Genomic DNA, 20801 nt, shown 5'->3' on the forward strand with positions numbered 1-20801 from the left:
GTAGCTGGGCCGGAAGCAGCGAGAGCTTCCGGCCCGTCCTCTCTCTATGACAAGCGCAACTCCACGGCTCAAATTAATCAACGTTTCCAAGACGTTTCCCGGCGTGCAGGCGGTCAAAAGCGTCAGTCTTGAAGCCTACAGCCAGCAAATTTTGGCCTTAGTAGGTGAAAACGGCGCCGGGAAATCCACCTTGATGAACATCATTAACGGCGTCGTCCAACCCGACAGCGGATCAATCATGCTTGACGGGGTGGAAGTCCGCATCGACTCGCCGCGCCGTGCGCAATCGTTAGGGATCACGATGATTCACCAAGAATTAGCGCTGATCCCTGAACTGACCGTCGGGCAAAATATGTTTCTGGGGCGCGAACCGAGCCGGGGTGGATGGATCGACTGGAATGAACTGTACCGCCAAACGCAACAGGTGCTTGATCGCCTTGGCATTGCGATCTCGGCGCGGGCCAAAATCGCTGAGCTGAGCATCGCCGAACAGCAACTGGTGGAAATTGCTCGCGCGCTCTCGTATCAAGCGCGCCTGATTGCCCTTGACGAACCGACGAGCTCGCTCACCGATCGCGAAACCGAGATTCTGTTTCGCTTGGTGCGCCAACTGCGCGCCGAAGGGGTCGCGTTGATCTACATTTCACACCGCATGGAAGAGATCTTTGCGCTGGCCGACCGGATCGCGGTGATGCGCGATGGCGAACTCATCACCGCCGGCCCGGCGAGCGAGTTTACCCCGCAGCGGGTCGTGCAATTGATGGTTGGGCGCGAACTGCAACCCTCTGCCTCGCAACCGGCCCAACCGCGCGGCGAGCCCATCTTGCGCGCTACCAATCTGGTTGCCGGCAAAGCCGTGCGCGGCGTTTCCCTCACCCTCCATCGCGGTGAAATCGTTGGCATGGCCGGCTTGGTTGGCGCCGGACGCACCAACGTTGCCCGCCTGTTATTCGGCGCCGACCGGCTCGATCAGGGGGAAATCTGGTTTGAGGGCAAGCCGGTATCAATCCGCTCACCCCGCGATGCCATCCGGTTAGGGATTGGGTTAGTGACAGAGGATCGCAAAGCGCAAGGCTTATTTCTCAAACAGAGCGTGCGCAATAATGCCGGCGCCGGCTTGCTCGAACGGCTATCCCGCTTTGGGTTTGTCAATTTCCGCGCGCTCACCCAACAGGTCAGCGACTTAACGACGCGCTTGCGCGTGCGTACCCCCTCGCTCAACCAGCAAGTACGCAATCTGTCGGGAGGCAATCAGCAAAAGGTGATCATTGCCCGCTGGTTAGCGTTGCAACCAAAGGTCTTGATCCTCGATGAGCCGACCCGCGGCGTTGACGTTGGCGCTAAAGCGGATATTCACGCGCTGATTCGCGAATTGGCCGCGCAGGGCATGGCGATTTTGATGATCTCTTCGGAATTGCCGGAAATACTAGCCGTAAGCGACCGGATCTTGGTTATGCGCGAGGGGCGGATTACAGCGGAATTGAACCGCGCCGAGGCGACGCAGGATCGGATCATGCAAGCCGCCGTCGGGCAAGAGTAAGTGTCATGATGCACATCAAAACGCTATCGCTGAACCAGATTGGGACGTATCTGATTTTGCTGGTGATCTTGGCAACGTTTGCACTCTTTTCGCCTCAATTTTTTACTGTTAATAATCTACTGACCCTTGCCCTGCAAACCTCGCTCGTGGCACTGGTGGCGATTGGCATGACCTTCACGATCATTACCGGCGGGATCGATCTATCGGTCGGTTCAACCGCAGCGCTGGCCGGCGCCATCGCTGCCGGGATTGCCGTCCAGCTTGGCACGTATCCGGGATTGCTCGCCGGCATCGCAACTGGGTTGGCGATTGGCGCCCTCAATGGCGCTTTGATCGTATGGGGCCGGCTGCCCCCGTTTGTGGCCACACTGGCTAGTATGGCGACCGCGCGCGGGTTGACGCTGGTCTATACCCAAGGCCGGCCCATTGCCGGTCTTGATCAGGCGTTTACCTTTTGGGGCAGCGAGTCGTGGCTTGGGGTGCCAATGCCGGTCTGGATCTTGTTGATCACGGCGGTGATCGCTCACCTCATCCTGCGCCAAACCCGGCTCGGCTTGCATCTTTACGCGATTGGGGGCGGTGAAGAGACCGCGCGGCTCGCCGGAGTCAATGTTGGACGGATCAAATTCAGCGCCTACCTGATCAGCGGGTTATGCGCCGCGCTCAGCGGGATCATTCTCACTGCGCGCTTGTGGTCGGCGCAACCCAACACCGGCATCGGCCTCGAACTGGACGCCATCGCCGCGGCGGTGTTGGGCGGCAGCAGTCTCGCCGGCGGCGCCGGCGGCATTCCGGGAACGATCGCGGGATCGTTCATCATTGGAATGCTGGCGAATGGTCTCAACCTGCTCGGAGTGCCATCGTACCATCAGCAGGTGATTAAGGGGGCCATCTTCGTGATCGCAGTGGTGCTGACTGGCGGCGTAGGGATTGCAAACAAAAAACGAGCCTAACCAAGTGCCGTTCGCCACCCCTCACGGCAACAAAAAGATCTGGATCTCGCCGTTGCGCGCGTTGCGGGCCGTGATCCGGTAACGGATCTGGCCCTGCTCGTCGCTGCGAATCGGGCCGCTGCGGGTTACTTGCGTCCCCGGACGGCTGGCGAGCGCAAAGGAGACCGCGCCGTCGGGTTGGATGAGGTCGATCTGCACATCCCCCGACTCGACCGCGACCATGACAATCGCTTGAGCCTCGGTGTTGGCCGGCAACGCCGGCACCCGGTATTCGTCGCTGCCCTCGGCGCTGACGAAGGTGGTCAGGATGTTGGCGGCGCTGCCTTGTAAAGAAACAGTGGTCTGCTCGCCGCTGATGAGGAGGCAGCCGGCGAGCAGCACAGCACAGCCGATCAGACAGAGGGTGGCGATCAGCCGCCGATCAACCATACGACTCCGGACGGTAATCGACGGTGTAGGTCTCTTCTTCGGGCACTAGTTCTACGCGCAGCGGCTTGCGCGAGACAAGCCGGATATTGGCGCCGCAGTTACGGTTGGCGCACACCACGAGACCACCAACGGCGACATACGGAAAGATCGCGAGTTTTTGCTTGCACGATGGGCATTTGACAACTTCGACCGACATAGCCCTCTCTCAATATGGGCCCGGCGCTAGTGGGCTGGGCGGCCCACTAGCGCCGGGCCGCTACCGTTACCCCTTCACCGTTTTTGGTTCGGCAAACAGTGCATCAACAAAGGTTTGCGCGTCGAACAGCGCCAGATCGTCGAGCTTCTCGCCGGTGCCGATGTAGCGGATCGGGCGTTCGATGTCTTGAGCGATGGCGAAGGCGATCCCGCCCTTGGCGGTGCCATCCATCTTCGTCACCGCAACATCGGTCACGCCGGCGGCCTTGAGAAAGGCCTTGGCCTGCAACACCCCGTTCTGACCGGTAGTCGCATCGATCACAAGAATCGTCTCGTGGGGCGCGCCGGGCAGTTTGCGGGCAATAATGTTGCGGATCTTCTCCAGCTCTTGCATCAGGTTGTACTTGGCATGCAAGCGACCGGCAGTATCGACGATCAAGATATCGACATCTTGCTCAAGCGCAGCGTCGATCGCCTTATACACCACTGCCGCCGCATCAGCGCCTTGGCCGAGACTCACGCACGGCACGCCGGCCCGCTCGGCCCACGTCTCAAGCTGCTCGGTGGCGGCGGCGCGGAAGGTATCGCCGGCGGCGAGCAGCACTTTTTTGCCGAAGCGGTTCTTGTAGCGGTGCGCCAATTTCGCGATCAGAGTCGTCTTGCCGGCCCCGTTGACGCCGACCACCAAAATCACATACGGCTTGGCGTCAGGGCGCTTCTGGCCGGCATATTCGGCAAACGTGCGCACCATCTCGGCCTTGAGCATATCACGCGCCTCGCGCGCTTTCTTGACCCCGTGGCGATTGACGCGGTCGAGGGTGCGGTTCACCAGATATTGGGTCGTCTCAAGCCCGACATCGGCTTGGAGCAGCGCCTCTTCCAGCTCATCCCACAGTTCATCGGTGATCGGATCGTCGTTCGCAAACAGCTTGGCGATCCGGCCAAAGATGCCCTGTCGCGATTTTTCTAGCGACGCGGCGACCTGCTCCTCTTCGCGGGCAGCTTCTTCTTCGCTCCGCGGCGCGTCTTGGGCGCGCCCAAAAAGACGGCGAAACATACGGTTCCTCGCGGTATTCCCTTCACCCCAACCCTGCTCCAAAGCGGGGGGATGAGCAAGGTAACGGTGCTATGCTCGTGATTTGGCGGCGAGACGTTGCGCTGCAACGTCACTAGATTGATTATAGCCGATCGCGCCGGCTTGTGTCGCAGCATAGGCAACGGCGGCCTGCCACCAGACTGCGACGGTGGCTGGGCTAGAGCCGTACCAGAGCCGGTCGGGACGCGGGTCGTGGCGTAAGCCGGGAATAATGATTTGTAATGAGCCGGGCAACAGACCGTGATGCAGCGGCACCACGCCATCGCCCCATTGCGCGCCTTCGCCGCTGATGAGACGGTAGCTCTGGTAGGCGCCGCGTTCAGGCGGCGGGCCGTTGGGATCACCGAAGATGCTGCGCCCGATCACACTCACATAGTTCACATCCGGCCAATATGCCCCCGGATAATGCTCCTCGGCCCAGCGAATCTGGTTGAGGCCGCCGATGCGGCCTTCGCGTTCGGTGCGCTGCGGCGTACCCAATGTGATCAGCATATCGACACGGTGATGGCCATGGTAAGCGCGCCCGCGGTAGGGCTGGTCGCCGAGGAAGATGCGGGCCAGCACGCCGCCGGCGCTATGGGCAACCAGCGTGATGCGCGAGCTGCCGGTTTGGGCGATGAGATCGTTGACCGTGCGATCAAGCTTGCGCAGCAGCTCGGCGTAACTGTCGGCGAGCGTCACCCATGCCCAGTCGAGCCGGTTGATGGGCGCAATAAAGACGGGCCGTCCGCTCACCTCGGCGAGGTGGGCGCGCAGTGGTTTGTAGAGTTGGGGATCGCTGGCGAAACCGCCAATGATCAAGATTGGTGTGGTATTCATCATGAGTAGTATACTATGAACAGGGATTGCACAGCAATTGTTGGTATTCTACCGCAGCGAGCGGGGGGAGGGAATAGCCACAAAACGACGCAAAATGCACAAAAGTTTTTTGCGCCGCTTGGGTCGCTTTGTGGCTGGCACCGCCCCGCCCCCAGCGGGCAGGTAAAGGGGAATAGCCACAAAACGACGCAAAATACCCAAAAATGTTTTGCGCCTCTTGCGTCTCTTTGTGACTATCACCGCCCCGCCCCCAGCGGGCAGGTAAAGGGGAATAGCCACAAAACGACGCAAAAGACACAAAAGTTTTTTGCGCCTCTTGCGTCTCTTTGTGACTATCACCGCCCCGCCCCCAGCGGGCAGGTAAAGGGGAATAGCCACAAAAAGACGCAAAATGCACAAAAGTTTTTTGCGCTTCTTGGGTCGCTTTGTGGCTGGCACCGCCCCGCCCCCAGCGGGCAGGTAAAGGGGAATAGCCACAAAACGACACAAAAGACACAAAAGTTTTTTGCGCTTCTTGCGTCGCTTTGTGGCTATCACCACCCCGCCCTTAGCGGGTTCAAGGGCGGACAGAACATCTGTCCAGCACCCGGCCCTGAAGGGCCGGGCTAGGGGTACGAAGCCCGCTGCGCGGGCTGCTGGCCCTCACCCCCTGCCCCTCTCCCACTGGCGCGGGAGAGGGGAGTGGAGAATCGAGTGTTGAGGCATTGCATCGCGATGAATGGTTGTACTCGACCAAACGTGCTGTCCACCCCTCCCCCAGCGGGGGAGGGGTTGGGGGTGGGGGCCAATAATGGAGAGGTGCTAGATCTGGAAGTCGCAGACAACACCAAAAGTCGCAAAATACCCAAAAATGTTTTGCGCTTCTTGCGTCTCTTTGCGGCTATCACCGCCCCTCCCCCAGCGGGCAGGTAAAGGGGAATAGCCACAAAAAGACGCAAAAGACACAAAAGTTTTTTGTGCCGCTTGGGTCGCTTTGTGGCTATCACCGCCCCTCCCCCAGCGGGGGAGGGGTTGGGGGTGGGGGCCACTAGCGGCGAGGTACTACATCAAGCAACCGCAGGCAGCACCAAAAGTCACAAAAGACCCAAACAATGGTTTGTGCCTTTTGTGTCTCTTTGTGGCTATTCATATTCGCAGTATCGAGGAGTTTGCATGGAACTGACCATCAACGGCCAACAGTACACCGTCGCCGATGAACCGGCGCGCCCATTACTGTACGTATTGCGCGACGAGTTGGGGCTGACGGGAACAAAGTTTGGGTGCGGCGCGGGGATTTGCGGCGCGTGTACGGTACACGTGAACGGGGTGGCGACGCGCAGTTGCCAGACAATGCTGGCGGCAGTGGCCGGCGCGCAGATTACGACGATTGAAGGATTGGCTGATGGCGAGCGGCTGCACCCGGTGCAACAAGCTTTTCTTGAGCTGCAAACGCCGCAGTGCGGTTGGTGTATGAGCGGGCAGATGATGACAGCAGCGGCGTTGCTGGCTGAAAACCCCAATCCAACCCGCGAGGAGATGATTGCGGCGATGCGCTACAACTACTGCCGCTGCGGGGCATACGCACGGATTGCGCGGGCAGTGATGCGCGCTGCCGAGTTGATGAAGGAGGGCGCAGCATGAAGCGCGACGATCGTCCGCAACGCTGGCGCATGACCCGGCGCGGCTTTTTGATCGGGTTGGGTTTGGTGGGCGGCGGCTTGGCCCTCGGCGCGGCGCTGGGTCTGCCGGCGGCGCGGCTGGCGCTGGCCGACCTGCTTGGTGACGGTACCGGGCCGCCGGCGTCGTTCCCCAAAGAGCCGGCAATCTGGTTTGCCATCCAGCCCGATGGCCGGGTGGTGATGGCTATGCCCAAGGTCGAAATGGGGCAAGGCGTCCATACCGCGCTGGCCCAACTGGCCGCCGAAGAGTTGGGCGTGGCATGGGAGCAGATCAGCGTGACGCAGAGCAGCTCAATCGGGCCGGTGCGCGATCCTGCCGGCACCAGCGCCTCATACTCGGTTATGGGTCTCTTCCCGGTGATTCGCGAGACGGCGGCTACCTTGCGCGAGATGCTGCGCGCCGCCGGAGCCGAGCAGCTTGGGATTGCGCAGGCCGCGATCGAGCAGGGGTTCGTGATTGATCCGGCCAATCCGGCCCGCCGGATCGGGTTTGGCGAGTTGGCGGCGCAACCGCGGGTGTGGCAGGCGCCAGCCGAAGCGGCCCCGTTGACGCCGCCCGACCGGTGGCGAATCATCGGCCAGCCGGCGCCGCGGCTCGATCTGCCGGCGAAAGTGCGCGGTGCGGCGATCTACGGTTACGATGCGCGGGCCGAGGGCATGCTGTACGGCGCCGTGGCTCGCCCGCCCCACCTCGGCGCGAAACTGCGGCGGGCCGCTCCCGGCACGGCGCTGAGCCGGCCCGGTGTGGTGCAGGTGGTGATCCGCGATGGGTTTGCCGGTGTCGTGGCTGAATCGCGCCTCACCGCCTACGCTGCGCTTAACGATCTTGAGCTTGAGTGGGAGCTACCGCCGCCGTTTACCCATCAAGACCTTGCAGAACGGCTGGCGGCACAAGCCGGATCGGGGACACCGATTCAGCAACGCGGCGATGCCGGCGCTGCCCTGCGCGGGACGCAGGTGATTGAGGCGACCTACCGCACTCCGCTCGCTGCCCATGCCAACCTCGAACCGCAAGCAGCGCTGGTTGATGTCCAACCTGACCGGGTACGGGCTTGGGTCAGCACCCAATCGCCGGTGCAGGTAGCCGAGTCGATCGCGGCCACGCTAGGCCGGCCAGCCGATACGGTCGAAGTCACCCCCACCTATCTCGGCGGCGGGTTTGGGCGCAAACTGCTGATCACCGCCGCCAACGAAGCCGCCATCCTCTCGGCAGCGGCAGGCAAGCCAGTCCATGTCGGCTGGACGCGCACCGAAGAGTTTCGCTACAGCTACTTGCGCCCGCCGACCTACGCCGCCTTCCGCGCCACGCTCGACGGCCAAGGCAATATCATCGCCCTTGAACAACGCCACGCCAGCGGCAACGTGCTGTTCGATTTCATTCCAGCGCCGCTACGCTGGCTGCTTGGCAGCGATTTTGGCGCGTGGCGCGGCGCGCGGCTGGTTTACAACATTCCGAACCTGCTGGTCACGTCGCAAACGGTTGAGTTGCCGGTACCGACCGGGCCGTGGCGCGGGCTTGGCTTGCTGGCCAATGTCTTTGCCGTCGAAAGCTTCATCGACGAACTCGCGCACGCCGCCGGCAGCGATCCGCTCGAATTCCGGCTACGCCACCTGCCGGACAGCGATCTCGGCCAGCGCTTCCGCGCAACGCTGCTGGCCGTCGCCGAGATGGCCGGTTGGCGCACACCGGCGCCGGTGGGCCGGGCACGCGGGATTGCGTGCAGCGTGGATATGAACACGGTTGCGGCTCACGTGGCTGAAGTGGGGTACGAAGATGACAAACTGCGGGTCTACCGGGTGTGGGCAGCGGTCGATCCCGGTCTGGCGATTAACCCCGACGGGTTGGCCGCCCAAACTGAAGGCGGGATCATGATGGGCCTGAGCGCCACACTGTTCGAGCAGGTCACGATCAGCGAGGGCCGGATCGACGCCGGCAACTTCGACCGCTACCCGTTGTTGACCATCGCCGACGCGCCAGAGGTAGCGGTGCAGATTCTGCGCAGCGGCGACCAGCCCTTTGGCGGCGGCGAACCGCCGATGGGGCCGATCGCGGCGGCGGTGGCCAATGCCCTTTTTGCGCTGACCGGCGAGCGAAAACGGCAACTACCATTGGGATAAAAAGGCGCAAAGCGAGCAGAGACGCAAAGGATGCTCAACGCAAAGGCGCAAAGAGCGCAGAGGACGCGAAGGTTTTTTAGGTTGGGTAAGAGCGTGCTTGACGCCATCCCTACAAAACCCTCTGCGCCCTTCGCGTCCTTCGCGTCTTTGCGTTAAAGATCTCTGCGCCTTTGCCTCGTGTGCGTCTTCCTAGTCAGCCGCGCCTTGGCTCGCCACCGCCGCCCGGCTCTCGCTCACGCCGGCGATCGGGCGCTTGAGGACGTAGAGCATCCCAGCGGTGACCAACGTACCGGCCAGAATTGCAACGATGTACATCGGCAAATTACCGACCGCGTTGGGGATGGGCAGCACGAAGATCCCGCCGTGCGGCACCGCCAGCGTCGCGCCGAAGACCATCGAGAGCGCGCCGGCCACTGCCGAGCCAACCATAATCGAGGGAATGACGCGGAACGGATCCTTGGCGGCGAAGGGGATTGCGCCTTCGGTGATGAACGAGATGCCGAGCACTGCCGCCGCCTTGCCCGCCTCGCGCTCTTCGGCGGTGAAGCGATCCTTGAACAACAAGCTGGCCAGCGCCAAACCAAGCGGCGGGGTCATACCGGCAGCCATCACCGCCGCCATCGGCGTCGTCACTTGCGACGCCAGCAGACCGGTCGCGAAGGTATAGGCCGCCTTATTGACCGGGCCACCCATATCGAACGCCATCATCGCGCCGAGGATCAGGCCCAGCACCAGCGCGCTGCTCTGCTCCATGCTTTGCAGCCACGCGGTCAGTGCGTTCAACGCCGAGCTAACCGGCTGGCCGATGACGTAGACCATCAGCAACCCGACAAACAGCGAGCTAAGCAAGGGCAGGATCAGCACTGGCTTCAGACCGGCCAGCGTCTTGGGCAGGTTAAGGTTGCGGTTGAGCCACAGCGTAGCGTAGCCGGCGATGAACCCGGCCAAAATGCCGCCGAGGAAGCCCGAACCGGTGGACGAAGCCAGCATCCCGCCAATCATGCCGGGCGCTAGACCGGGCCGGTCAGCGATTGAGAAGGCAATAAAGCCGGCCAGAATTGGCACCATCAGGGCAAAGGCCGACGGGCCGCCGATCTGGAACAAGGCCCACCCCAACGTCCCGCGATTCGCATCCTCGTAGACATAGATGCCGCCAAAGGCAAACGCGAGCGCGATCAACAGACCACCAGCGACCACAAACGGCAGCATATAGCTGACGCCGGTCATCAAGTGCTTGTACGGGCCAGCCACGCCAGCCGCGCGGGCCGCCTTCGCCGCCGCCACTTGATCAACGAGATCGGCGCTAGCCGGTGCCGCAGCCCCCGCCGTCTTCGGCTTCGCCTGCTCGAGCGCCGTCTTCACCACTGCCGCACCGTCGTGAATCGCCGCCTTCGTGCTCGTCTCGTAAATCCGCTTGCCGGCAAACCGGCTCAGATCGACCTTGGTATCAGCCGCGATAATCACCACCTCAGCAGCGGCAATATCCGCCGCGGTCAGGGTGTTTTCTGCGCCGACCGACCCCTGCGTCTCGACCTTAATCGTATGACCGAGACTCTCCGCCCCGCGCTGCAAGCCCTCGGCAGCCATAAAGGTATGGGCAATGCCGGTAGGGCACGACGTGATCGCACAATAAGCGCCATGATGTTCCTCCCTCTGCTCCTTCCATGCGACCTATTGACCAACAGGCGTCACTGGCGTGACAACCGGATCAACCTCAGTAACGACCACCTTCGCCGCCAAGGCCATCAATTCGGCGCGCGGCGGCAGATGCGCGCCGATGGAACCGAGCGCCGCCAGTGAAAAGGCGGTCGCGCGGCGGGCAATCTCAGCCAAGGTCAAACCCTCGACCAAACCGGCAATCGTACCGGCGACCATCGCATCACCTGCGCCGACGGTGCTCTTGACCGTCACCGGCGGCGGCACGGCATGCAACATGGTTGCGCCTTCACTAAAGATCGCACCCTGCGCTCCCATCGAGACAATGACCAGCGGCACTCCCATCTGGTTGATGCGGCGAGCCGCGGCTGCGGCGGCCTCTAGCCCATCGCCGGCCAGCAAATCGATCTGGCGCAGCTCGTCGAGGTTGGGCTTGACCAGCGCCGGCTGGGCCGGCAAACCGGCGGCCAGCGCCGGCCCGCTGACATCGAGCGCCACGGCGCGGTGGAACCGGCGCAAACGCGCCACCAATTCCGGCACAAACTCCACCGGCACGCCGGGAGGCAACTTACCGGCCAAGACAAACCACTCGTGATCGACGGCTAACTCATCAATCACCGCCAGCAGCGCATCGAGCGCGCCGGGAGGCGGCGGCAAACCGGGCAGATTGATGTCGGTAGTCTGCTGGTTAGCCTCATCAACAATCTTGACCCCGATACGAGTCGCGCCCGGCACCCGCACAAAGCGATCGGCAATCCGTTTTGCAGCAAAATGGCGCTCAAAGATGTGCGGATTTTCCGCGCCGAGCAGGCCAGTGGCAGTGACGTTCAGCCCAAAATCGGCCAGAAACGACGCCACATTCACCCCTTTGCCGCCGGCGTCGCGCTGCATCGCCCGCGCCCGGTTCACCGTATTCGGCTGAAAATGATCGACAAAGACCGTCTGATCGATGGCTGGGTTGAGCGTAATCGTAGCAATCTTCATAGCGCGCGCACCTCCGCTGCACTGCGACACGCCAGCGCCCGCCGCGCCAGCTCGCGCAGATCGGCGACGCTGAGGCCGCGCAGATGCGCTTTGATGGTCGCGACACTGGGAATGCTGACGCTCAACTCATGCACACCTAAACCAACCAAAATCGCCGCACCAAGCGGATCGCTGGCGATGCCGCCGCACACCCCTACCCAGCGTCCGGCGCTCGCCGCTCCTTCGACGGTACGGGCAATCGTGCGCAACACCGCCGGATGCAGGCTATCGGCTTGGCGGGCCAATTCGGGATGGAGCCGATCCATCGCCAGCACATACTGGGTCAGATCGTTGGTGCCGATCGAGAAGAAATCGACCTCGGCAGCCAGCACATCGGCCAGCATCGCCGCCGACGGCACCTCAACCATAATCCCGATCTCAACCGGCGGCGCATTGAGCTCGGCCCGGATCCGTTCGGCAATCGCCTTCGCCTGCTGCACCTCCTCGAGCGTCGCCACCATCGGGAACATGATCTTGAGCGGGCCGTGCCGCGCGGCGCGGTAGATCGCGCGCAGTTGCGGCTCGAACAGATCGGGCCGGCGCAGACAGAGCCGCAACCCGCGAATGCCGAGGAACGAATTGTCTTCGCGGGGAATGTTGAGGTACGGCACCTCTTTGTCGCCGCCAATGTCGAGCGTGCGGATGATCAACGGACGGCCAGCCATTGTCTCGACCATCGTCCGGTAGGCTTCGTACTGCTCCTCTTCGTCAGGCGCGCTCTCGCGCTCGATAAAGAGAAACTCGGTACGCATCAAGCCCACGCCGTCGGCTCCGTTTTCGATCGCGCGCGCCGCATCGGCCACCCGATTGACATTGGCCGCTACCTCAATCTGCACCCCATCGCGGGTGATCGCCGGCTGGTGGCGAGTGGCAAACGCCACTGCCTGCGCTTGATCCAAGCCGGCCCGCAACGCGCGCGCCGTCTCGACATCAGCCGCCGAGGGCCGCAGATAGAGCTGGCCGTGAAAACCATCGAGAATCGCCGGGGTGCCATCTTCGATGTCCAGCACCGCCTCGCCGGCGGCGACAATCGCTGGCAAACCGAGCGAACGAGCAATAATCGCGGTGTGTGAAGTTGGGCCGCCCAACGCTGTGCATAACCCCAACACACTATCAGGATCGAGCGTGGCGGTATCGGAAGGAGTCAGATCATCGGCGACCAAAAGCGCCGGCTCGGCCAAGCTGATAAACGGCATCTCGCCAAGGCCGAGCAGATGGCGTAACACGCGCTGGCCAACGTCGCTCAGATCAACTGCCCGCCCGGCCAAGACCGGATCATCAAGCTTCTCAAGCTGGGCCACGCGGGCAGCGATCGTCTGCTGCCAAGCCCACGCTGCGCTATGGCCATCGAAAATCCGGCTGACCGTCTCGCGCACCAGCGCCGGATCGGCCAGCAACTCGGCGTGAGCGCGAAAGATCGCCGCGCGCGACGAACCGAGCCGGCGCGAGACCTCGCCAGCGACCAGCTCTAACTCACTGCGTGCCGCCGCCAGCGCATTCTCAAGCGCCGCCGCCTCGCTCATCCGATCACTAGGGTTATCGGTAATCACAAGCGGCGCGCGGCGATAGTGGCGGATGGGGCCGATCGCCAACCCCTCGGCAGCGCCAATCCCGTTGATCGTCGCCGCGACATGCTGGGGAGTCCAATCGCGATACGCCAACTGCGGACGATGCGCCGTCTCTGGCTCGACCGGCTCTTCACCCATGCCTGACGCCACCAGCGCCTGCAACGCCGCTAACGCAGCCGCCGCATCAGGCCCTTGGGCCGAAATCGTCACCGTTGCGCCTGCACTCACGCCCAACTGCAACAGGCTGAGCAAACTCTTGCCGTCGGCCACCGTCTCGCCGTAGCGCACCCGGATCGCGGATTGAAACCGCTTTGCGGTTTCGACAAACGCAGCCGCCGGACGGGCGTGCAAACCGGTCGGGTTCTGGATCGTCACTGGTACGGCGTGCTCATAATCGGTCGCCGGCGGGGCCGGCGGGGCCGGACGCTCGCCGGTCAGCGCTTCGACAATATCCGCCGGATCGCGGGTTTGGCGCAGTTTGGCGACCAGCGCTGCATCGCCAAGCACACGGGTCAAGCGGCGCAACACATCAATATGCTCATCGGAACGGGCGGCAATGCCGACGATCAAATGCGCCGTCTCGCCGTCATTCCACGGCGTGCCTGCGGGAACTTGCAGCACGGCGATGCCGGTTTCACGGATGAGATCGCGGTCTTCGGGTTTGCCGTGGGGGATAGCGATGCCGTTGCCGAGGAAGGTATTGGCCAGCTTTTCACGGGCTAGCATGCTCTCGATATAAGCGGGCTGGATATTGCCGGCCTGCACCAGCACCTGCCCAACCTGCCGGATCGCATCTTCCTTCGAGGTCGCGACCGCGCCAATGCGGACACTCGCAGCCGTCAGCTTCAACATACAGCACTCCTCTGTGCGCCAGCCTGCGTAGGCTGGGTAGGCCTAGACCGCCGCAACGGTGCGGTCATGCGACAACTCGCCGTGATGAAACGCGACCGGGTAAGGCGAGGTTGCTTGTATGGCCAATGTTCGTTGCCGGGATGTCATCGGTATCGTTTGATGACTTGATCATATCATACATTTTCGTTTTGTCAATAGATGATTTTCGTTTGATTTTGTTTTTCATGTAGAACCGCACAGCCGTGCGGCTCTACAGGCGCCCAACGGTTATGGATCATCCCCTTGACGCTGGTCATGCCGGTACCGTACAATACAAACGCAACCAAACGAAAATCAATCACAACCGGAGATAGATCAATGCAACCGGATGACAACGCGATCGGCGAACGCAGCCCGCTCATGCTCGACCGGCGCAGCCGGATCGCTGAATTGGTGCGGCAACGCGGCTCGGTGCGGGTTAACGAACTGGCCGAGTTTTTTGGCGTGACGCCGGTGACGATCCGCAACGATTTGGCTGCACTCGAACGCGAGGGGGTGCTGATCCGCGATCACGGCGGCGCGGTGGCGTTACCGGCGACCAGCGCGCTGATCGCGTTCGAGCAACGGGCCGGCATCCGGCTCGAAGCCAAGGCCCGCATCGGCGCCGCCGCCGCCCAACTGGTCAATCCCGGCGACACGATCTTGCTTGACGCCGGCACAACCGTGGTCGAGATGGTCAAACACTTACGCCAGCGCACGCCGCTGACCGTCGTCACCAACGCCTTGAACGTGGTGATCGAGCTGCGCCATCTCAGCGACGTGCAGGTCTGGATGCTCGGCGGCGCCGTCAATTACGCCACCTTCGGCACACTGGGGCCGCTGGTCGAGCAGAATCTAGCTCATCTGGTGGTCGAGAAGCTGTTTCTGGCCGCCGAGTCGGTCGACTCAAGCTACGGCGTGACCGACTCGACCAGCGAGATCGCTCAAACCAAGCGCGCGTTGGCCCACGCCGCCCGCCGGATTATTCTGCTGGCCGATTCGAGCAAGTGGCAGCGGCGCGGGTTTATTAAGGTGTTGCCGCTTGAGTCGATCGAAACGGTGATTACCGACACCGACTTGCCCGAGATCGATCTGCGCCGTATGGAAGAGGCCGGCGTGCGGGTTATACTGGTGTAGAAGGCGCAAAGCGAGCAGAGACGCGAAGTGATCTAAACGCAAAGGCGCAAAGAGCGCAGAGGACGCGAAGGTTTTTTAGGTTGGGTAAGAGCGTGCTTGGCGCCATCCCTACAAAACCCTCTGCGCCCTTCGCGCCCTTCGCGTCTTTGCGTTAAAAATCTCTGCGCTCTCTGCGTCCTTTGCGCCTTTGCGTTTATCATCTCTTTGCGTCTTTGCCCCCTCTGCGCCTTTGCCTCGTGTGCGTCTTTGCCCCCTCTGCGCCTTTGCCTCGTGTGCGTCTTTGCTCCCTCTGCGCCTTTGCCTCGTGTGCGTCTTTGCCCCCTCTGCGCCGCTACTGTTAGAGTTTCACTAGAACTTGGCCGCTGCCATTGACACGCTTCGGCGTGCGTTTCACAATACCAATAGTGCGGAATAGTTGTTCCGCTTACCAATCGGGAGACGCGCTATGAGTGACGAGACGCTGCACGACCAACCGAGCGAAGAGACCCCAGAGACGCTGCCGCTGATTCCGCTCGAAGGGGCAGTGGTCTTTCCCTATACTGTGGTCAGTTTGACCCTCGATGAGCTGGGGGCAGCGGCGGCTGAGGCAGCCGCGCGCGAGGGGCGCAAGGTGTTGCTGGCCGCGCGCCGGCCCGATCCGCCGGCTGATGCCCCAATTACCGATCAGCTCTTTCGGGTTGGCGTGGTGGCCCGGATTGAGCAGATCGGCACATTGCCCACCGGTGCGACCGGTGTGGTGGTACGCGGGTTGGTGCGCGCCGAACTGATCGAAGCCACCCAGACCACGCCTTACCTGCGCTTCCGCTTCACCCGCCGGCCCGATGTCTTCGAGCGCACGCCGGAACTTGAACAGTTGATGGTCGAAGTGCATGCCGCCATCGACGCCGTGCTCGAATTGCGCCCCGGCGTCACTCAAGAGATCCGCAATTTCGTGCGCTCGATCGACGATCCCGGCCATCTGGCCGATAATACCGGCTATTCGCCCGATTACACCTTCGCCGAACGGCAAGAGCTGCTCGAAACCTTCGATGTGGTCGAGCGGCTGCGCAAGGTGCGCGAGTTCTACCGCAAGCATTTTGCTGTGCTCGAAGTGCAGGCTCGCCTGCGCCAAGAGGTGCAAGAGAGTGCGGCCAAGCAGCAGCGCGAGTTTTACCTGCGCCAGCAGTTGAAGGCGATTCAAAAGGAGTTGGGGGAAGATAGTAGCGAAGCGGCCGAGCTCGACGATCTGCGCCAGAAGCTGGCCGCTGCCAACCTGCCGGAAGTAGCGCGCAAAGAGGCCGACCGCGAGTTGAACCGGCTGGCCCGGATTAACGCGAGCTCGCCGGAATATCAGATGGTGCGCACCTACCTTGAGTGGTTGGCTGAATTGCCGTGGAATATCTATACCGGCCAGCCGATTGACATCGCCTATGCCCGGCAAGTGCTCGACGAAGACCATCACGGCTTGCAGAAGGTGAAAGAGCGCATCCTCGAATATCTGGCGGTCAAGCAGCGCCGCGCGCTGTTGGGGGAAGAAAACTTGCGCGCTAACCGCGAGCCGATCCTCGCCTTCGTTGGCCCTCCCGGCGTCGGCAAGACCAGCCTCGGCCAGAGCATTGCCCGCGCTTTGGGACGCAGCTTCGTGCGCATGAGTTTAGGCGGCGTGCGCGACGAAGCCGAGCTGCGCGGCTTCCGCCGCACCTATATCGGTTCGCAGCCGGGCCGGATCATCCAAGAGCTGCGCCGCGCCGGTACCGCCGATCCGGTGATTTTGCTCGATGAAATTGACAAACTCGGCATGGATTACCGCGGCGACCCAGCCGCCGCGCTGCTTGAGGTGCTTGACCCGGAACAGAACCACACCTTCACCGATCACTATCTCAATCTGCCGTTCGATCTCTCGCGGGTGCTGTTCCTTGCCACCGCCAACACGTGGGATACGGTGCCGCCGGCGTTGCGCGACCGCATGGAGGTAATCGAACTGTCGGGGTACATCGAAGACGAGAAGGTGCAGATCGCGCAGAGCCATCTCGTGCCGCGCCAGTTGCGCGCCAACGGTTTGCGCCCCGAAGAGGCGACGGTGAGTGAAGAAGCGCTACGCTGCATTATCAACGAATACACCCGCGAAGCCGGCGTGCGCAACCTCGAACGGTCGATTGGCGCGGTGCTGCGCAAAGTTGCCCGCCGCCTCAGCGAAGGCGAGATCGACCCGGCCAGCTTGCCGTTCGTGGTTGATGCCGCCTTCGTGCGCACGGCCTTAGGCCGGCCCCGCTTCACCAACGAAACCCGCGAGCGGATCGACCAACCCGGCGTGGCGATTGGGTTGGTCTGGACGCCGGTCGGCGGTGATATTATCTTTGTTGAGGCGAGTGCGGTGGAAGGGAAGAAGGAGCTGCGGATCACCGGCCAGCTCGGCGATGTCATGCGCGAGAGCGCCGAAGCTGCGCTGACCTACGTCCGTTCGCGCGCCCGCTCGCTCGGCATCGAACCGGATTTCTTCGAGACCCACGCCATCCATATTCACGTGCCGGCGGGAGCCGTGCCCAAAGACGGCCCCTCGGCGGGGATTACGATGGCGACGGCGTTGGCTTCAGCCGCCACTGGCCGGCTGGTGCGTGACGACATCGCCATGACCGGCGAAATTTCGCTGCGGGGGAGGGTGCTGCCCATCGGCGGCATCAAAGAGAAGGCGCTCGGCGCGCACCGGGCCGGGATTCGCACCATCATTCTGCCCAAGCGCAACATGCTCGACCTCGACGACCTGCCGTCCGCCGTCAGCGCCGAGATGACCTTCATCCCGGTCGAAACCCTCGACGAGGTGTTGAGCGTTGCCCTGCTGCCGCCGGGTGAAACTGCCCCAACCATCACGGTAACGCAACCGGCGGGAGAGGTGCCGGTGGGGTGATATGGCATCGATAGGAGCCGCACCGCCGTGCGGCTCTACAATTGCATCTATCCAGTACAAACATTGGAGCCGCACCGCCGTGCGGCTCTACAATTGCATCTATCCGGTACAAACATTGGAGCCGCACCGCCGTGCGGCTCTACAAATTGCATCTATATCTGTACAAACATGGGAGCCGCACCACCGTGCGGCTCTACAATTGCATCTATCCGGTACAAACATTGGAGCCGCACCGCCGTGCGGCTCTACAAATTGCATCTATATCTGTACAAACATGGGAGCCGCACCACCGTGCGGCTCCAATGACTGCATCAGGTGATGTTACACCGCCTGCCAGCGCAACCCGCCGGCGTATTGGTGCGTCACCTTGCCATTTTCACCGATCGCAAACAGGTAGAGCCAGCCGTTGTCGAGCAATTGGCGCACCTGTTCGTGCTTGGCGATGATCGCGGTCATCGCATCGATCGGCGCTTCAATCAGCACGTGCAAGCGCATTGGTTCGTGGACGTACTTCTCGCCGTCGTGAACCGACTGCCACGGCAGCCCGACCCGCAGGTCGCCAGCGTTGCCCTCAAGCACGCCGAGCGTACCGACCACGTTGTGCAGCGTCTTGTTGCCGCTGCCGAAGACCCGGTTATCAACCGTTGAGCCGTAGTATTGCAGGTTGATCCAGCTCGCCACGATCATCGGTGCGGTAATGATCAGCTCCAGCACACCGAAACCATCGTCCTGCCGCCAATCGTAGTTGTGCAGGAACGAGCGCCCGTCCAGCTTCACCCCAGCGGTGCGCTCGCGGGGAGCGGCGATGAACGCGGCGCAGCCGGCCAAGCCCCACTCTGGCCGCACCTGTGACCAGTCTTTGCTGCGCTGGCGCACCGCTTGATCGATGTTATCATCCGCCCCAATCTTCAGCAATGCGGCCCGCTCGGCCCGCGCCAACCGTCCGGCAGCGGCCAGATCGGCTTCCAACTGCTTGAGATCATCGGCGTGGCTGGCCGGCACATCGCCTTTGTCGAAGATGGTCACATCGTCGGTGGTGGTGTCGTGCAAACCGGCCACGAACACCGTATCGGCCGGAATGTCGATCCCGCGCTGGCGCAGACCGGCCCGCACCGCCGGATCGTTGAGGATCTGCACCGCCACCCGCACGTTCGCTTCGCCGGTGTGGCCGCCGCACGCGCCACAATCAAGGCCAGTGGCGTGCGGGTTGTTGACAGTGGTTGAACCGTGGCCGGCCAGCAACACGATGCGGGCAAAGTTGCTGGTCATTGACATCGCCTTGAGCGCACCCTCGGCGGCGGCAATCCGCTGCTCCAGCGCCATACCAGTCACGCGACCATTGATCGGGCGCGGTTCGAGGCTCGGCTTGACCCGCGCGCGGGTATCGGCATCGAGGCCGAACGTCGCCGGATGCGGCACCGGCCGGGTGATGCCGAGCGTGTCGAGCAGTAGCTTGCGCAGATAGGCCAAGCCGACCGGCCCGACGAAGCCGAAGCACGAGACCGGGCCAAACTTGAACATCCGCCACGCCTTGGCCACGCGCTGGTTCATCGTCCGCTTGGCGATAGCGGCTTCGACATCGGCGCTGGCCTTGCCATCAACCGACTCGGCGATCACGAACTGCGGCGTCAACAAGACCGGACACTGCGCACCACCTTGCGTCTCGGCCAGCGGGATGTACTCGATCGGGAAGCCGAAGAACCCGGCAAAGCCAATCGTCTCGATCTCGCCGGTCACAGTTTCGAGCGCGCGGCGGAAGATCTCTGAGCGCACGTCGATGCAGAACGCGGCTTGCGCGCGCTTGCGGGTTGCGGCAGCCGCCGGCGCCGGCGCGCCGAGGCTGGCGAACAACTGGCGCTGGTAGGCCTTCTCGAAGGCGCGTTGCAGCAAGAGATCGCCGCCGAGCGCCCGCTTGGCCGCTTCGTCCACCTGATCATTGCCCAATTCTCCCTTGCGCTGCTGCCACGCTTCGGCCAAGCCGGTGCGGGCAAAGCTGCGCCACAACGCCACTTCCCACACCAGCCGGATCGCCAGCAGATCGGTCAAGGTTTGGTCTTGACCGCCGTAGAGTTCGGCATTCCAGCGCAGGTAGCGGGCATACCCGGCCCAGCCTTGGATCGACAGCAAGAGGCGGTGGAAGTAGGGCTCAAGACCATTGGCCGGGATCTGCAACAGCTCAACAGCGGCCACGATCGCCTCTGGCGCGGTCTTGGGCATTTCCTGCAACACGCGCTGGAAGGCGCGCGCGCCACGCACCTGCGGCGTGCGGTCGAAGGCGGCTTCGGCCCGCCACGCTGCGAAAGCCGGCAGATTGGCCCACGGCGAGCGCCAATAGGACTGGCCCAGATCGAAGTAGGCGCCGGCCCAGTTCGAGATTGAGTCGGTGACAATATCGGCCCACGGCGTGCCGGTCAGCTTGGCCGCGACATCGGCCACGGTAGGCAGCGTCTTGATCACCGGTTCCGGAGTGCGGCTGAGGGCAAACGCCTTCAGCGCCGCCACCGTCGCCGGCGAGCCGGGGAACGGCGCCCCCGCCGCAATCGCCGCCGCCAGATCGTCATCGGTAATGCGCCCGCTCTGAATGGCCTCAGCATAGAACGTGCGCGGCGCAGTCATCTTGGCGCCGGCCCGCCGCGCCAGCAGTTGGGCCGCCTGCGCAAACGAGTGATCGATCAGGCCCAAGTAGGGGTTCACGGCGACGAACGTGCGCAACGGCCACAACGGCGCAATCTGGTGCTCGGCCCGCTTGGCCGCCGCGATAACCGCTTCCGCGGTCAGCTCCCGGATCGGCGCAGCGATAACTGGCAGCGATTGGATATTGGTCTCAACCAGAGTCATTGGCGCATCCTCCATAC

14 protein-coding genes are annotated in these 20801 nt (G+C 62.8%); 6 read left to right on the top strand and 8 right to left on the bottom strand.

The genetic code is table 11. From position 1 onward, the window contains the following. Positions 1–46 precede the first annotated feature (46 nt). Together A6A03_RS07135 and A6A03_RS07140 are read left to right on the top strand one after the other, a co-directional pair. On the top strand, positions 47–1540 hold the full coding sequence (locus A6A03_RS07135; protein WP_066785568.1) for a sugar ABC transporter ATP-binding protein: 1494 nt from the start codon (positions 47–49) through the stop codon (positions 1538–1540). Positions 1541–1545: 5 nt separating this feature from the next. Next, positions 1546–2493 carry an ABC transporter permease gene (locus A6A03_RS07140; RefSeq protein WP_156525291.1) on the top strand — a complete coding sequence of 316 codons (948 nt, stop codon included), beginning with the start codon at positions 1546–1548 and terminating at the stop codon, positions 2491–2493. A gap of 21 nt (positions 2494–2514) precedes the next feature. Here A6A03_RS07140 and A6A03_RS07145 read toward each other — a convergent pair whose 3' ends face one another. The 4 genes from A6A03_RS07145 to A6A03_RS07160 form a co-directional block, all read right to left on the bottom strand. After that, entirely contained in the window at positions 2515–2922 is a 408-nt protein-coding gene (locus A6A03_RS07145) for a hypothetical protein (protein WP_066785570.1), read from the bottom strand. Beyond that, the gene (locus A6A03_RS07150) at positions 2915–3118 is read right to left on the bottom strand and encodes a hypothetical protein (RefSeq protein WP_066785573.1); all 204 of its coding nucleotides are present in this window, start codon (positions 3116–3118) and stop codon (positions 2915–2917) included. The genes A6A03_RS07145 and A6A03_RS07150 overlap by 8 nt, the downstream gene beginning before the upstream one ends. 66 nt (positions 3119–3184) lie before the next feature. Continuing rightward, on the bottom strand, positions 3185–4174 hold the full coding sequence (ftsY, locus tag A6A03_RS07155; protein ID WP_066785578.1) for a signal recognition particle-docking protein FtsY: 990 nt from the start codon (positions 4172–4174) through the stop codon (positions 3185–3187). 69 nt (positions 4175–4243) lie between these two features. Then, positions 4244–5035 carry an esterase/lipase family protein gene (locus A6A03_RS07160; RefSeq protein ID WP_066785579.1) on the bottom strand — a complete coding sequence of 264 codons (792 nt, stop codon included), beginning with the start codon at positions 5033–5035 and terminating at the stop codon, positions 4244–4246. Between the two features lie 1149 nt (positions 5036–6184). On the opposite strand from A6A03_RS07160, the gene A6A03_RS07165 reads away from it, so the two are divergent. Then, a complete protein-coding gene (locus A6A03_RS07165; RefSeq protein WP_066785581.1) occupies positions 6185–6652 on the top strand; it encodes a (2Fe-2S)-binding protein in 468 nt (155 codons plus the stop codon). After that, positions 6649–8808, top strand: coding sequence for a xanthine dehydrogenase family protein molybdopterin-binding subunit (locus A6A03_RS07170; protein ID WP_066785583.1), 2160 nt, complete (start codon positions 6649–6651; stop codon positions 8806–8808). Before A6A03_RS07165 ends, A6A03_RS07170 begins: the two co-directional genes overlap by 4 nt. 189 nt (positions 8809–8997) lie before the next feature. Here the strand turns inward: A6A03_RS07170 and A6A03_RS07175 are convergent, their stop codons facing one another. From A6A03_RS07175 to ptsP, 3 genes are read right to left on the bottom strand one after another with little or no spacing between them, the layout of a single operon-like run. Then, on the bottom strand, positions 8998–10431 hold the full coding sequence (locus tag A6A03_RS07175; RefSeq protein WP_281181277.1) for a PTS fructose transporter subunit IIC: 1434 nt from the start codon (positions 10429–10431) through the stop codon (positions 8998–9000). A 48-nt stretch (positions 10432–10479) separates the two neighbouring features. Beyond that, the gene (pfkB, locus tag A6A03_RS07180) at positions 10480–11448 is read right to left on the bottom strand and encodes a 1-phosphofructokinase (RefSeq protein ID WP_066785590.1); all 969 of its coding nucleotides are present in this window, start codon (positions 11446–11448) and stop codon (positions 10480–10482) included. Then, positions 11445–13907 carry a phosphoenolpyruvate--protein phosphotransferase gene (gene ptsP / locus A6A03_RS07185; protein ID WP_066785593.1) on the bottom strand — a complete coding sequence of 821 codons (2463 nt, stop codon included), beginning with the start codon at positions 13905–13907 and terminating at the stop codon, positions 11445–11447. Before ptsP ends, pfkB begins: the two co-directional genes overlap by 4 nt. Positions 13908–14264: 357 nt before the next feature. On the opposite strand from ptsP, the gene A6A03_RS07190 reads away from it, so the two are divergent. Continuing rightward, complete coding sequence (locus tag A6A03_RS07190; RefSeq protein ID WP_066785596.1) at positions 14265–15062, top strand: DeoR/GlpR family DNA-binding transcription regulator; 798 nt, start codon at positions 14265–14267, stop codon at positions 15060–15062. A gap of 445 nt (positions 15063–15507) precedes the next feature. Continuing rightward, entirely contained in the window at positions 15508–17946 is a 2439-nt protein-coding gene (gene lon / locus A6A03_RS07195) for an endopeptidase La (RefSeq protein WP_066785598.1), read from the top strand. Between the two features lie 321 nt (positions 17947–18267). On the opposite strand, the gene A6A03_RS07200 is transcribed toward lon, so the two are convergent. Beyond that, positions 18268–20784, bottom strand: a complete 2517-nt coding sequence (locus tag A6A03_RS07200) for a YbcC family protein (protein WP_066785600.1) — start codon at positions 20782–20784, stop codon at positions 18268–18270. Positions 20785–20801: the final 17 nt, after the last annotated feature.

Origin of the sequence: Chloroflexus islandicus, assembly GCF_001650695.1 — a bacterium.
GTDB classification, from domain to species: domain Bacteria; phylum Chloroflexota; class Chloroflexia; order Chloroflexales; family Chloroflexaceae; genus Chloroflexus; species Chloroflexus islandicus.

Excerpts from the sequence above, each read along its gene's own strand:
- A6A03_RS07160 (WP_066785579.1), bottom strand. The coding sequence starts at position 5,035 with ATGATGAATACCACACCAATCTTGATCATTGGCGGTTTCGCCAGCGAT.
- A6A03_RS07135 (WP_066785568.1), top strand. The coding sequence starts at position 47 with ATGACAAGCGCAACTCCACGGCTCAAATTAATCAACGTTTCCAAGACG.
- ptsP (WP_066785593.1), bottom strand. The coding sequence starts at position 13,907 with ATGTTGAAGCTGACGGCTGCGAGTGTCCGCATTGGCGCGGTCGCGACC.
- ftsY (WP_066785578.1), bottom strand. The coding sequence starts at position 4,174 with ATGTTTCGCCGTCTTTTTGGGCGCGCCCAAGACGCGCCGCGGAGCGAA.
- A6A03_RS07190 (WP_066785596.1), top strand. The coding sequence starts at position 14,265 with ATGCAACCGGATGACAACGCGATCGGCGAACGCAGCCCGCTCATGCTC.
- A6A03_RS07200 (WP_066785600.1), bottom strand. The coding sequence starts at position 20,784 with ATGACTCTGGTTGAGACCAATATCCAATCGCTGCCAGTTATCGCTGCG.
- A6A03_RS07170 (WP_066785583.1), top strand. The coding sequence starts at position 6,649 with ATGAAGCGCGACGATCGTCCGCAACGCTGGCGCATGACCCGGCGCGGC.
- A6A03_RS07145 (WP_066785570.1), bottom strand. The coding sequence starts at position 2,922 with ATGGTTGATCGGCGGCTGATCGCCACCCTCTGTCTGATCGGCTGTGCT.
- A6A03_RS07165 (WP_066785581.1), top strand. The coding sequence starts at position 6,185 with ATGGAACTGACCATCAACGGCCAACAGTACACCGTCGCCGATGAACCG.
- lon (WP_066785598.1), top strand. The coding sequence starts at position 15,508 with ATGAGTGACGAGACGCTGCACGACCAACCGAGCGAAGAGACCCCAGAG.
- A6A03_RS07140 (WP_156525291.1), top strand. The coding sequence starts at position 1,546 with ATGATGCACATCAAAACGCTATCGCTGAACCAGATTGGGACGTATCTG.
- A6A03_RS07150 (WP_066785573.1), bottom strand. The coding sequence starts at position 3,118 with ATGTCGGTCGAAGTTGTCAAATGCCCATCGTGCAAGCAAAAACTCGCG.
- pfkB (WP_066785590.1), bottom strand. The coding sequence starts at position 11,448 with ATGAAGATTGCTACGATTACGCTCAACCCAGCCATCGATCAGACGGTC.